This window comes from Paraplanobispora takensis, assembly GCF_016863195.1.
Classification (GTDB): domain Bacteria; phylum Actinomycetota; class Actinomycetes; order Streptosporangiales; family Streptosporangiaceae; genus Planobispora; species Planobispora takensis.
This window is the reverse complement of record NZ_BOOK01000045.1, coordinates 94,289-107,228: the sequence shown is the minus strand read 5'-3', so window position 1 is coordinate 107,228 and position 12,940 is coordinate 94,289. Positions and strand designations below refer to the sequence as shown.

General features: G+C 71.7%; 9 protein-coding genes and 1 pseudogene. 6 read left to right on the top strand and 4 right to left on the bottom strand.

The window, feature by feature from the left end; genetic code table 11:
- The first annotated feature begins 244 nt into the window (after positions 1-244).
- Together Pta02_RS29775 and Pta02_RS29770 are read left to right on the top strand one after the other, a co-directional pair.
- Positions 245-1,975, top strand: a complete 1,731-nt coding sequence (locus Pta02_RS29775; protein ID WP_203878285.1) for a sialidase family protein — start codon at positions 245-247, stop codon at positions 1,973-1,975.
- A 140-nt stretch (positions 1,976-2,115) separates the two neighbouring features.
- Entirely contained in the window at positions 2,116-4,527 is a 2,412-nt protein-coding gene (locus Pta02_RS29770) for a Tex family protein (protein WP_203878284.1), read from the top strand.
- A 358-nt stretch (positions 4,528-4,885) separates the two neighbouring features.
- Here the strand turns inward: Pta02_RS29770 and Pta02_RS29765 are convergent, their stop codons facing one another.
- Positions 4,886-5,428 carry a P-loop nucleotide/nucleoside kinase family protein gene (locus Pta02_RS29765; RefSeq protein ID WP_203878283.1) on the bottom strand — a complete coding sequence of 181 codons (543 nt, stop codon included), beginning with the start codon at positions 5,426-5,428 and terminating at the stop codon, positions 4,886-4,888.
- Positions 5,429-5,482: 54 nt separating this feature from the next.
- On the opposite strand from Pta02_RS29765, the gene Pta02_RS29760 reads away from it, so the two are divergent.
- The 3 genes from Pta02_RS29760 to Pta02_RS29750 all read left to right on the top strand — a co-directional run bounded on the left by Pta02_RS29760 (position 5,483) and on the right by Pta02_RS29750 (position 9,913).
- Positions 5,483-6,268, top strand: a complete 786-nt coding sequence (locus tag Pta02_RS29760; protein ID WP_275423628.1) for a ubiquinone/menaquinone biosynthesis methyltransferase — start codon at positions 5,483-5,485, stop codon at positions 6,266-6,268.
- 701 nt (positions 6,269-6,969) lie between these two features.
- Entirely contained in the window at positions 6,970-7,551 is a 582-nt protein-coding gene (locus Pta02_RS29755) for a hypothetical protein (RefSeq protein ID WP_203878281.1), read from the top strand.
- Between the two features lie 337 nt (positions 7,552-7,888).
- On the top strand, positions 7,889-9,913 hold the full coding sequence (locus Pta02_RS29750) for an alpha/beta hydrolase (RefSeq protein WP_203878280.1): 2,025 nt from the start codon (positions 7,889-7,891) through the stop codon (positions 9,911-9,913).
- Here Pta02_RS29750 and Pta02_RS29745 read toward each other — a convergent pair whose 3' ends face one another.
- Together Pta02_RS29745 and Pta02_RS29740 are read right to left on the bottom strand one after the other, a co-directional pair.
- Positions 9,914-10,450 (bottom strand): GNAT family N-acetyltransferase, encoded by a 537-nt coding sequence (locus Pta02_RS29745; protein WP_203878279.1) that lies wholly within the window; start codon positions 10,448-10,450, stop codon positions 9,914-9,916.
- Between the two features lie 60 nt (positions 10,451-10,510).
- Positions 10,511-11,065: a DinB family protein gene (locus Pta02_RS29740; protein ID WP_203878278.1), complete on the bottom strand. Its 555-nt coding sequence runs from the start codon at positions 11,063-11,065 to the stop codon at positions 10,511-10,513.
- Between the two features lie 79 nt (positions 11,066-11,144).
- Between Pta02_RS29740 and Pta02_RS29735 the strand changes: the two genes are divergently transcribed.
- On the top strand, positions 11,145-12,110 hold the full coding sequence (locus tag Pta02_RS29735; RefSeq protein ID WP_203878277.1) for a nucleoside hydrolase: 966 nt from the start codon (positions 11,145-11,147) through the stop codon (positions 12,108-12,110).
- 138 nt (positions 12,111-12,248) lie between these two features.
- On the opposite strand, the pseudogene Pta02_RS42360 reads toward Pta02_RS29735, so the two are convergent.
- Positions 12,249-12,710: pseudogene (locus Pta02_RS42360) on the bottom strand (DUF998 domain-containing protein); the annotation flags it as partial.
- Between the last annotated feature and the right edge of the window lie 230 nt (positions 12,711-12,940).

Genomic DNA, 12,940 nt, shown 5'->3' with positions numbered 1-12,940 from the left:
CCCGCACCGGTCGTCGAGACCGCCCCGGACCCGGTCCCCTCGGATCGTCCGGACCCGATCGCGCCACCCGCCACAGCCCTGCCCGTCGAATCCTGATCTCAGAGTCCTGATCTCAGAGTCCTGATCTCAGAGTCCTGATCTCTGAGTCCTGATCTCTGAGTCATGGCCTCAATGAGAGGACGCCACCTCCGGGCGTCGCCTCACGGCCACCTTCCGGCCATCTTCCGCCTGTTCGCTGTCGTCCATGTCATGGCCGCACATCGACGTCGTCGGAACGCACGTGAGCACCCCCGTCACCGTCTACGGGAAAGTCGCGCTGACCCCCGGCGGGGAGCTCGCCCACGAGGGGAACCGCGTTCCTGACATCGTCGCCCTGGACGCCCGGCGGCTGCTGGTGGGCTGGCGAGCCGGGGTACGGGACGCCCTGGACCCGACCCCGACGGACCAGGGCGCGATCATGTACGGCCGGTCGGACGACGGCGGGGCGACCTGGACGGTGGGCACGCTGGCGGCGGCGACCGCCGCCCGCCGCCATCACTATGTGATGTTCCTCGACGACGGCGGCACGATCTACGCGCTGCTCGGGCTGATCGACGTCGGGCGCGACCGGGATCGCGAGGGCGACGTGGACGGCTTCCCGACCACGATGACGGCCAAGAGGAGCACCGACGCCGGCCGTACCTGGACCGACTTCCCCATCACCGTCGACGTGCCCGGCAACGGCAGGGGCGTCGTCGTGGCGGGCAGGCCTCTGAGGTACGGCGGGCAGTGGCTGGTGCCGTACTGGAGGCAGGCCGGCGGGACCACCCGGGCCGGCGTGCTGCGCTCGGCGGACCTGCGGACGTGGACCTCCGGCGCGCTCGCGGTGAACCCGCCCGGCGTGGCGGTCGAGGAGCCGCAGATCGCGCCCGCCTCCGGCGACCCGGGCACGCTGGTGATGGTGACGCGCACGCTGGACCTGCGCGGCGGGGTCTCGGCGGCCGCGCGCGACGCCCACTACCGCGTCAGCGCGACCCACTGCGCCACCGCGACCAGCACCGACGCCGGGCTGACCTGGTCGCCGATGACGCTGGACGAGAACCTGCCGAACTACTACGTCAAGACCTTCTTCGCCGCCGACTCCGCGGGGCGGCATCTCGCGATCTACAACACGCTGGCCGGCCCGTTCACCGGACCGGCGCAGAGCAAGCCCGACCAGTATCGGGAGGTCCTGCACTACAAGGTCAGGCGGCCCGGCGAGCCGTGGGGTCCGGGCCGGCTCTTCGCCGACGGCAGGAGGCTGACCACGGGGGCGGCGCGCGGGTGGGACGTCTATCCGAGCGCCGACGAGTACGAACCGGGGAGGTTCTTCGTCGTCTGGGAGCACAACCAGACCAACATCAGGGTGGCCAGGCTGGACATCTCCCGGGAGTTCCCCGGCGAGGACCTGCTGTCCGGGGAGTGGGAGCTGTACGGCGGCGCGCGGCGGACTCCCGGCGGGGGGTTCGTCCTGCGCAGCGCCTCGGCCCGCGACTGCGGGGCCACCTGCGCGCTCGACGTACGGCGCGGCTGCGATTTCACCCTGGAGTTCCGGGGACGGGTGGACGACGACAGCGCGCTGAACCCCCGCACCGGCGACGGGGTCTGTCTCGGCGCGAAGGTGGCCAACGGCGCCCGGCGGCTGATGCTGACCGTGCAGCGCGGCGGGGTCTGGACGATACGCAAGGGCTCGTCCGTCTGGGAGAAGGTCCACTCGCTGGAGGGCGCCGGGCGGCTCGCGACCTGGCGGGTGACCGTCGACAGCTCCGGCGTCGCACGCCTGTACCGGGACGGCGCGGACACCGGGGCCGTCTGGGTGGTCCAGGACAGCAGGGACAGGCCGCAGCTCACCCACTGGGTGACCGGCACCCCGGGCGGCGACGCCGCCGCGGCCACCGTCGAGTGGACCCGCCTCACCCCGGCCTCCCCGGAGGCCCGGCCCTTCCCGGACGTCTAGTCCTTCCCGGAGGTGTGAGCGGCCTGGTCGTCCACAGGCGGGGCTCCCGTCCGCGTGTCGTCCACAGGTCCGGAGGCGCCGCCCTTCGCAGGCCCGTGCCACGCGGTAGCTTTGGGACGTCCATCACAAAGGAAGAGGCCGTGACGACTTCTATTCATCAGCGGATCGCCGACGAGCTGGGTGTGCGCGAGGGGCAGGTGCGGGCGGCGGTCGAGCTGCTCGACGGCGGGGCCACGGTGCCCTTCATCGCGCGCTACCGCAAGGAGGCCACCGGGATGCTCGACGACGCGCAGTTGCGCACGCTCGAGGAGCGGCTGCGCTACCTGCGCGAGATGGAGGAGCGGCGCACCGCGATCCTGGAGTCGATCCGGAGCCAGGGCAAGCTCGACGACGCTCTCGAAGCCCAGATCATGGCGGCCGACTCCAAGGCCCGCCTTGAGGACATCTACCTGCCCTACAAGCCCAAGCGGCGCACCAAGGCGCAGATCGCCCGGGAGGCCGGTCTCGAGCCGCTGGCCGACGGCCTGCTCGGCGACCCGTCCGTCGACCCGCAGGCCGCCGCCGCGGCCTTCGTCGGCGAGGGGGCGCCCGACGCGGCCGCCGCGCTGGAGGGGGCGCGGGCCATCCTGGTCGAGCGCTTCAGCGAGGACGCCGACCTGGTCGGCGAGCTGCGCGAGCGCATGTGGAGCAAGGGCCGTCTGCTCTCGGCGGTGCGCGAGGGCAAGGAGGAGGCGGGCGCCAAGTTCTCCGACTACTTCGACTTCTCCGAGCCGTTCACCAAGCTTCCCTCCCACCGGATCCTGGCGATGTTCCGGGGCGAGAAGGAGGAGATCCTCACCCTGACCCTGGAGCCGGAGCAGGAGCCCACCGGCACCTACGAGGGGGCCATCGCCCGCCGTTTCGGCATCTCCGACCAGGGGCGGCCCGCCGACAAATGGCTGACCGACACCGTGCGCTGGGCCTGGCGCACCCGCGTCCTCGTCCACCTCGGCATCGACCTGCGGATGCGCCTGTGGCAGGCCGCCGAGGACGAGGCGGTGCGCGTGTTCGCCACCAACCTGCGCGACCTGCTGCTGGCCGCCCCGGCCGGGACGCGCCCGACCATGGGCCTGGACCCCGGCCTGCGCACCGGCGTGAAGGTCGCGGTGGTCGACGCCACCGGCAAGGTCGTGGCGACCGACACGATCTACCCGCACGAGCCGCGCCGCCAGTGGGACCAGTCGCTGGCGACCCTGGCCAAGCTGGCCGGGGACCACGGCGTGGAGCTCGTGGCGATCGGCAACGGCACCGCCTCCCGGGAGACGGACAAGCTCGCGGGCGAGCTGGTCAAGCTGATCCCCGGACTGACCAAGATCGTGGTGTCGGAGGCCGGCGCGTCGGTCTACTCCGCCTCCGCCTACGCCTCGCAGGAGCTGCCCGGTCTGGACGTCTCGCTGCGCGGCGCGGTGTCCATCGCCCGCCGTCTGCAGGACCCGCTGGCCGAGCTGGTCAAGATCGACCCCAAGTCCATCGGAGTCGGCCAGTACCAGCACGACCTGGCCGAGACCAAGCTCTCCCGCTCGCTCGACGCGGTGGTCGAAGACTGCGTGAACGCCGTCGGCGTCGACGTCAACACCGCCTCGGCTCCACTGCTGACCCGGGTGTCGGGCATCGGTTCCGGGCTCGCCGAGAACATCGTCGCCCACCGCGACGCCAACGGCCCGTTCCGCTCGCGCCGCACCCTGAAGGACGTGCCCCGGCTCGGCCCCAAGGCCTTCGAACAGTGCGCGGGCTTCCTGCGCATCCCCGGCGGCGACGACCCGCTCGACTCCTCCAGCGTGCACCCGGAGGCCTACCCGGTGGTCCGCCGCATCCTCGCCGCCACCGGGTGCGAGATCACCCAGCTGATCGGGAACAGCGCGACGCTGCGGTCCCTCAAGCCGCAGGAGTTCGTCGATGACACCTTCGGCCTGCCGACGGTCACCGACATCCTGACCGAGCTGGAGAAGCCCGGCCGCGACCCCCGTCCGGCCTTCAAGACCGCGACCTTCAAGGAGGGCGTGGAGAAGATCTCCGACCTCCAGTCCGGCATGCTGCTGGAGGGCGTGGTCACCAACGTCGCCGCGTTCGGCGCTTTCGTCGACGTCGGCGTGCACCAGGACGGCCTGGTCCACGTCTCGGCGATGTCGCGCACCTTCGTCAAGGACCCCCGCGAGGTGGTCAAGTCCGGCGACGTCGTCCGGGTGAAGGTGCTCGACGTCGACATCCCGCGCAAGCGCATCTCCCTCACCCTCCTCCTGGAGGACGACGCCGACACCCGCCCCGACCAGCGCGACCGCTCCGGCGGCCGACGCGGCGGAGGCGATCGGCGTGACGGAGGCGACCGCCGCGAGGGACAGCAGCGGGGCGGTCAGCAGCGCGGAGGCGGTCAGCGCGGCGACCAGCAGCGTGGACGCGGTGACCGCCAGAAGGGCGGCCAGCAGCGCGGAGGCCAGGAGCGAAACGCACCGAGCGGAGCCATGGCCGAGGCCCTGCGCCGCGCCGGCCTCGGCGGCGACAACCGCAACCGCTGACTCCTGCCCCCACGGCCCACGGCCGGCGCCACCACCCCGGCGCCGGCCGTACGGCTTGCACGTCCGACGGCTGTCAACTGCTGTCAACTGCTGTACGGCACCGCCTGCCCGTGGCCACCGGCCCCGGCGCCGGTGCCGCGACTGGGAAGATTCCCGGGGCGCGACTCGCGATCGCAGCCTCCGCCTCGGTTGGGTGTGGGTCCTCGGGTCCGCTCCGAAGACGCCTGCGTGTCGGCGTGTCGGCGTGTCGGCGTGCCGGCCGCCCGGCGCCGTGGACGCGTCCGGATCCGCAGCGAGGAAAACCTTCTCCGGGGCGGATGCCCCTCATCGCGGTCATGGCGGCCTGGTGGCGCTCGTCTCACGGCTGCGTGATCGTGCGTTCGCCTTCCTCGATCGGCTCCTCGAAACCGGCCAGATACCGCTGCAGGAGGTCCTCGGACACCGTGACGGAGTTCGGTCCCTCCAGGGCGTTGCGTACGGCGAGCCGTCGGCGCAGCGTTTCCGGGTTCGCCTTGAGATAGACGAGTTCCCACCGGTATCCATGGCTTTCGATCAAGGACTTGTAGCGGTCGCGCTTCGCGCGCTGCCAGAAGCTGTAGTCCAGGACCACCGGCCGGCCTGCCTGCATCAGCCGCACCAGCTCATGCCGCAGCGCCTCCTCGGCAGCGGCCTTGTGATCCTCGTACTCCTGGGGGTCGAAGTGTGCGCCATCCCGCCCGAACCGCTCCCAGATCACCTCATCGATCGACAGCCGGACATAACCCCGTTGCTCCAGCGCCTGCGCATAGGTCGTCTTTCCCGAACCGGCGACGCCGCACATCAACACGACGGACCGTCCGGGTTCGTCTCCCGGCCCGGCGGCGACGCAGTCGGCTTCCGTACCGCTCACGACATCATCCACGGACGCGACACTATCGCCGGAGGTTTTCTGAGCGATCCCTCAGCTCCTCTCAGCGTGATCACAGTGGTCCGCACGCATGATGGGGGCCGTTCATCGACGCGTGAAAAGGCGCCGCGACCATCGGGGAAGCACGTGGGAAAATCACCGGACCCGTCGCCCTCCAAGGGCCGAGAGGTCCAGCAGATGTTCGACAGGGTCACCGGCCACTACGACCGGATGAATCGTCTGATGACGCTGGGGCGACACGCCGCCTGGTGCCGTGACGTCGCGGTGGGTGCGAAAGTCCCTCCCGGCGGAAGCATGCTCGACATCGCCACCGGAACCGGCGTCATCGCTCTCGCCGCACTGGAGAAGTATCCGGACTCCACCATCCATGCCGTCGATTTCTCGGAACGGATGCTGTCGGAGGCGGCGAGCAAACCGGGCGCCTCCGCCATCGTGTGGCAGTACGCGGACGCGAACGATCTGCCCTTCGGCGACGGGTCCTTCGACGCCGTCACCCACGGCTATCTCCTCCGCAACGTCGACGACGCCGAACGCGTGCTCAAAGAGCAGTACCGGGTGCTCAAACCGGGAGGCCGGGTCGTCATTCTGGAGACCTGCCCACCACGGGGACCGCTCCGCTATCCGGTGGCCCTGGGCGTCCGCGTCCTGATCCCCCTTCTCGGCCGGATAGTCGCCCGCGATCGCACGTCATACGCGTACCTACAGAAATCCACCCTCGGATTCATGACTCCGCAGGAGGTCGTCGCGATCCTTCACCGAGTCGGCTTCGCCTCCATAACGTGGAAGAAGAGATTCTTCGGCACTCACATGATCATCTCAGCCCGGAAACAGTGAGGCTCTCCCGTCCTGACAGCCGGGTACGGCAGGCCCGTGAAAGGGCTCGGCCCTCCCACCGCCCACAGACGATCTGAAATTCGGCGTCATGCAAAGGCCTTCACCACCGACGCATGGATCCGGGACCTGGAAGAAGGCCAGGCCTTCGCCGCGACGCCACCATCGACAGACACGGCAGGTTCCGGGGCAGGCGCCGTACCGTGATCGGCAACGTCCGCATCCAGAAGTGCGACCCCTCCGAGCGGACATGTGGGACAGGCTCGATGAGGTAGGAACATGAACAATGGCAACGGACTCATCCGGAAAGTCGGATATTCAAATCCGTTGCCGCGCCGTCGCATGACGCCGAAGTGGTCGAAGGCGGAGCCGAACCGGCGGATCACGGTCTGCTCGACCGCATAGCGACTGCTGGAGGCGGTGGCACGCAGTCCTTGTCGAGTCCTGTAGGTCCCTGCTGCTCCAGGAGTCCGGCGCAAACGCCCGGCCCACCACGCACACGCCCCGCAGGTAGGCGACGCCCGGCCCACCACGGATGCACCCCACCGGGCACCCCTCAAACTACTCCCCGGTGCCGGGTCCTTCCGGTCCTCACCGTGGTGGACTGGGGTCCGGCTGCTGCGATGGGCCACCGGTGAGCGGGGCTGAGAGACTCATCAGCGTCTCTCAGTCTGATCACAGGCGGCGCCGTGGATCATGCAACCATGACGCGAACTGCAGTCCCCCCGCCGCCCCGCTGGGCGCGTATCGCCGGAACGGTGGGCTGGGTGGCTCCCATCCTCGGATTCGTGCCGTTGCACATCCCCTGGATGCTCGGCATCCCGTTCCTGGCGAACGAAGCGAGCTTCGACGCCTGGTACCACGGCCGCGCTCACGGCACGGAGGGCTTCTCCGACGGGATCCTGGGCATCCCCGGCGGCGCCGTGTACCTCGGGGTGCTGACGCTGCTCGCCATTCTCGGCGGGATCCTGTCACTCGGCCTGATCAGCGACTGGGGACTGGTCTATCCCCGGTGGATCCCCGTGCTGGGCGGACGCCGGGTCCCGCAGTGGTTTCCGCTCACCCCGACCGTCCTGGGCTCCGGCCTGCTGGTGGGCTACGCGCTCACCCTGCCCGTACAGTTCCCCCGTGCCATCGCCGAGGCGAGTACAGACGATCCGTTCACCCTGACCGGTGCCTTCATCGGCCTGCCCGTCTTCCTCGCGTGGATGATCGCACTGCCGGTCGCCGGCTGGTCGTACTACCGGCGCACCCGGCGGACCCTCCTGACCGCCGTCCCCGGCTGACTTCCCGGGACGCCGTGTCCTTGATCCTCACCGCCCTTCGCGGCTCGGTCCTCCGTCCTTCATGACTCGGCCTTCACCGCCCTTCGCGACTCGGTCCTCCCGATCTCGCGGACAGGCTCGGCTGCTGCGAGGCGCAGCCCGGGTGGGCGACACCCGGCCCACCACGGACGCGCCCCACGGGTAGGCGAGGACTCGCCCCACGGGGAACGCGCCCGGGACTGAGATCTGCCGGGTTATGGGTGCTCTGTCCCGCACGAATCGGGGAGATCCGTGGGAAAGGCCCGTGATCTGTCGATCGTCTGCGGGGACCGGCGGGGACCTGGCACTCTGGGCGGTCATGTCCGAGACGGATGCGGGACGCGAGGCGGCGAGGGAGGCGTTCCGGCGGGTCGCGGTACTGGCCGGGGAGCATCGCGCCGATCTGGACGCGGTGGTGCGGTCGATGAACGCCCACGCGTGGGTCGGCGGCGGGGCTCCGCGCTTCGGTTGCGAGGCCGCCCGGCACCGTACGGCCGTGCAGTGCGCCCTGGAGGCCGCGCTGGCGTCGTTCGCCCGGCTGATCGTACGGCGGGGCGGCACGGCTCCGGCGCCTCCCGAGGTCCGTACCTCTCTGGCGATGGCGACCTCCGGCCACGGGACCTACCGGGCCGTCGACCCCCGTGCCATGACCGCGCTGGTCTCCTGTCTGGCGGCCGCCTGGGAGCGGCTGGCCGCCGCGGGTGAGCGGCTCCACGCGGAGCTCACCGGGGCGGGGCTGGACGGGGAACCCGCGCGGTCCCTGGCGCGGGCCGGGCAATGGGCCGGGCAGGGATCGGGCGACCTGCGGCGGCGGCTCGCGCTGGTCCTGGACGCCGAGCGGGAGGCGTGGCTGCCCGCGAGCGTCACGGGGTTCGAGGTGTTCGGGGGGTTCGCCGGGGATCCGCTGGGTGTCTCGGACCTGCTGGACCGGGTCGCCGCCGGGGACGGCGCGGCTCTCGCGGCGCTGTCGGCGCTGCAGGACCAGGGGACCGGCGAGGATCTCGCGGGCCGGGTCAACGCGTGGTGGCGGGGATTGCCCGTACCGGTGCGCGACCGTCTCATCCGCGCCGCCGTCCCCGGCCAGGCGGGAGGGACGAGCGGGGCACCGTACGGACGGATCCCGGGCGTGGGGATCGGGGCGCTCGACGGGGTGCCCGCCGTCGACCGCGACCGGGCCAACCGGATGCTGCTGGCCGCGGAGAAGGCCCGGCTGACCGCGGAGCTCGATCGGCTGACCCTGGAAGTCTCGCGTCTGGGCGAACCCTCGCTGGTGCTGGCCAGAGAGGCTCCGCTGAAGGCTCTGGCGAAGATCGGAATGGTGGAACGGGCCCTCTCCCCCGGCGACACCGACCGGCCGCACGCCTATCTGCTGGGGCTGGATCTCACCGGACTCGGCCGGATCATCGTCTCCTGGGGCGATCCGGACACCGCCCACACCACCGTCACCTACGTTCCCGGCCTCGGCAGCCGCCTGTCCGGGTTCATCGGGGACATCGAACGGGCCCGCGCCCTGTGGCGTCAGGCGCAGGACACGGCCGGGAGCGAAGACACCGCCGGGAGCGGGAACACGACCGAGGGCGGGAACACGACCGAGGGCGGGAACACGACCGGGAGCGGGAACACGACCGGGAGCGGGAACACGACCGGGAGCGGGAACACGGCCGGGGACGGGCCGATCGCCTCGATCGCCTGGCTCGACTACGCCGCGCCCCAGCTCGACGGCTCCCTGTTCCTGCCGGACCGCTCGGTCGCCACCGACCTGCCCGCCGTCCGCGGCGCCCGGGCGCTGGCCGCCTTCCACGACGGGCTCCACGCCGCGCACTCCCCCGCGGTCCCCGCGCGCTGCCTGGTCCTCGGTCACAGCTACGGGTCGCTGGTCACCGGCAAGGCCGCCCGGATGCGGCCCGGCCGCCTGGCCGACGAGATCGTCCTGATCGGCAGCCCGGGGGTCGGCGTAGCCCACGCGGCCCAGCTCGGCCTGCCCGCCGACCGCGTCTGGGTCGGCGAGGCGGGAAACGACCTCGTGGCCGACCTCGGCCGCTTCTCCCACGACCCGGGCCACCGTTCCTTCGGGGCCCGCCGCTTCCACGTCGAACGTTCCGTCCTCAACGAGGCGCACTCCAGCTACTGGGACCCCGGCTCCGTCTCCCTGCGCAACCTCGCGGCCATCGTCAACGGCCGCCCCGGCGATCTCGTACGGCCCCGCCTCAACGAGCGGGCGTATCTGCTCATGCCGGAGATGGCCCCGGGTCTGGCCGAGAACTCCGATCCCCTCGGAGAGCCCCGGCAGGCGGCCCTCACCGGGAGCGACGACGCGCCTTCCGGAGATCGCGACGGCGGCTGATCACGACCCCGGGTGGGAGAACTCCTCGGCGAGCAGCCCGAACAGCACCTCGTCGACGAAGGAGCCCGCCACCCAGGCGTGGGCGCGCAGGATGCCCTCCCGGCGGAAGCCCGCCTTCTCCGCCGCGGCGATCATCGGGGCGTTGGTCGCGAGAGTCTCCAGTCCCAGCCGGTGCAGTCCGCGGATGCGGAAGGCGTAGTCGCACAGCACCCGCAGCGCGTCGGGGGCGTATCCGTGACCGCGGGCCTCCGGCAGCAGGGACAGGCCCAGATGGGCGTGGCGGTTGAAGGTGTCGATCCCCCAGACCACCGCGTTGCCGAGCACCTCGTCCCCGGAGGCGGACTGCACGGTGAAGGGCACGTTGTCCGGATCTGGCTCGCGCTCCTCATAGCGGGTGATCGCCTGTTGCAGGGTCTCGGGCACCCACGGCGTCGCCTGCGCGAGGATCGCCGTGTCCACGTCCTGGTACAGGCGGTGCAGCTCGGCCAGATCGTCCTTGGTCACGGCCCTGAGCAGAACTCTGTCTCCGCGAAGCATGCCCACACCTTAGGACGTGTCTCCCGGATCCGGATCACCTCCGGGGCGGAGGGAGACCGGTCAGCAGTGACGGTAGAGGTCGCGGAGCAGGGCGATCTCCGCGCCGTGGTGGATGACCTCCCGGTTGACGTGCAGGACCAGGGCGGCCAGCGAGTGGTCGGCGTACGGGCCCTCGGCGGGTCCGCAGCGGCGGTCGAGCCCCTCGGTGCCGAGCGCCCGCACACCCTTGATCCACAGGTCGTACGCGTCGTCGAGCTGGCGCAGCGCCTCGTCGGGGGTTCCCGCGTAGGCGAAGCTCCCGTAGTCGACCGGCGGCCCCCCGAAGTGCGCCGCGTTCCTGGCTCCCAGCACGCCGACGATGACGTGCCCGAGCCGCCAGGCGATGGTCGTCACCGGTGGCGGGTCCGGCTCGGGCGACTCGTAGTCGATGGTGAAGTCCCCGGCTCCGACGGCGCGAGCCGGATCGGCCTGCTCCCGGGGGCGCACGTTCCAGCAGCCGGGGGCGGGTTCCCACAGGTACTCCTCGACGGTCATGCCGTCGAGCCGTTGCCTGAGCTGGGTGCGCCAGAGCAAGTCGAGTTGGTCGGCCAGTTCGTGGTTCCAGTCGACGGTCATGGGGCCGATGTTACGGCGCGGCGGCGCCGGCGGCCATGGAGCCGGCGCCACGGCCCGGGCGGCGGGATAGCCTGCTCCCGTGACGGCCAGGAAGGTGATCATCGACTGCGATCCCGGCATCGATGACGCCATGGCCCTCGCCCTGGCGGCCGGCAGTCCGGAGCTGGAGATCCTGGGGATCACCACGGTCGCGGGGAACGTCGATCTGGACCGGACGACCGCCAACGCGCTGCGGTTACGGGAGTTCCTGGGCATGGACGAGGTGCCGGTCGTCACGGGGAGTCCCGGTCCGCTGTCGGGGGACCGCGCACCGCGCGAGGACCGCCCCCACGGGATCTCCGGTCTCGGCACCGTCGTCCTGCCCGAGGCGGCCCGGCCACCGGCCGCGGGTCACGCGGCCGGCTTCCTGGTGGAGACCGTGCGGTCCCGTCCGGGCGAGGTCACCCTGGTCGCGGTCGGCCCGCTGACCAACATCGCTCTGGCCCTGCGCGCGGAGCCGCGCCTGGCCGAGTGGGCACGCGGCCTGGTCCTGCTGGGCGGCTCCTACACCCGGCGTCCCGCCGCCCCCGACTTCAACATGGCCGCCGATCCCGAGGCCGCCGCGGTGGTGTTCGGGGCGGGCTGGACGGTGACCGCGATCGGGGTCGACATCGCGGGCCGCGCCCGCGCGCCGGGCGCCGTGGTCGAGGCGATGCGGGCGACGGGCCGGCTCGGCGGTGAGCTGCTCGTCCCGTGCGTCGAGTTCCCCGGCCGGGCCCGGGGAGCCGGCGGCCCCGCGGTCTACGACGTCTGCGCGGTGGCCCACGTGATCGATCCCGCGGTGACCGTGACCGTACCCGCCGCGGTCACCGTGGAGACCGCCGGCGACCGCTCTGAGCCCGGCGCGCGGCCCGACCCGGACACCGGCCCCGCTCCCGGGACGACGCTCGCAGACCTGCGCCCGCGCGGGCCGGCCAACGCCCTGGTCGCGACCGGCCTCGACGTGGACCGCTTCTGGGAGCTGACCCTGGCCGCCTACCGCGGGCTGGGCCGCAGACTGGGCTGACGGCTCGGTGCGGGTACCGGCGCCGGCGGTACGGGTGCCGATGCGGGTGCGGTCCCGGCCGATTCCGTTGCTCAGCACCAGCCCGGACACCGTCAGCACCGCGACCTCGAAGACGACCACCAGGCGCTGGGTGACCCCGGCCGGGATGTCGTCGTTGCTCAGGTCGACGCCGAACATCCGCACCACGTACGGGAGCACCACCAGGACCAGCACGCCCAGTGAGGCCATGCTCAGCCCCTTCACCACCCGGGCGTACGGCCGGCCCTCGTTGCGCCGCGCCAGGATCAGACCGGCGATCGGCATCGCCAGGAAGGCGATGAAGGCGGCGTAGCGGTGGATGCCGCCCGACATCGACAGCGGCACCCCGGGCCGGTCGGTGGGGAAGGCGCCGATCAGCAGCATGCACAGGCCCCAGAGCCCGACCAGCAGCGCCGCCCCGCGGTCCTGTCCGCGGCGGGCCAGCAGGGTCGCGAAGACCGTCGCGGCCAGGGCGAACAGCGTGAGGGAGGTGGGCAGCAGCCAGCCGTCCGGCTCGAACGCGTACTCACTGATCACCGTGTGCACCGGGTTCAGGCCCGTCGCCACGTGCAGCCCGAGCATGGAGACGGCACCGGCGCCGATCGCCGCGTACCCGCCGAGGACCATCCCGGATCTCGAAAACGCCTTGCTCCACATGGCTTAAACCCTCGCGTCCGGGCAGGTCACGAGATATCCGAAATAGTCCCCAAGCGTCCCTGAGCGATCCCGTAGGTACCCCGGGGTGGGGTACGGCCCTCCTCAGGGGGGTGTCCGCTCTGTCGCACCGGTGAAGTGCACGAAGTCCCCCGGGG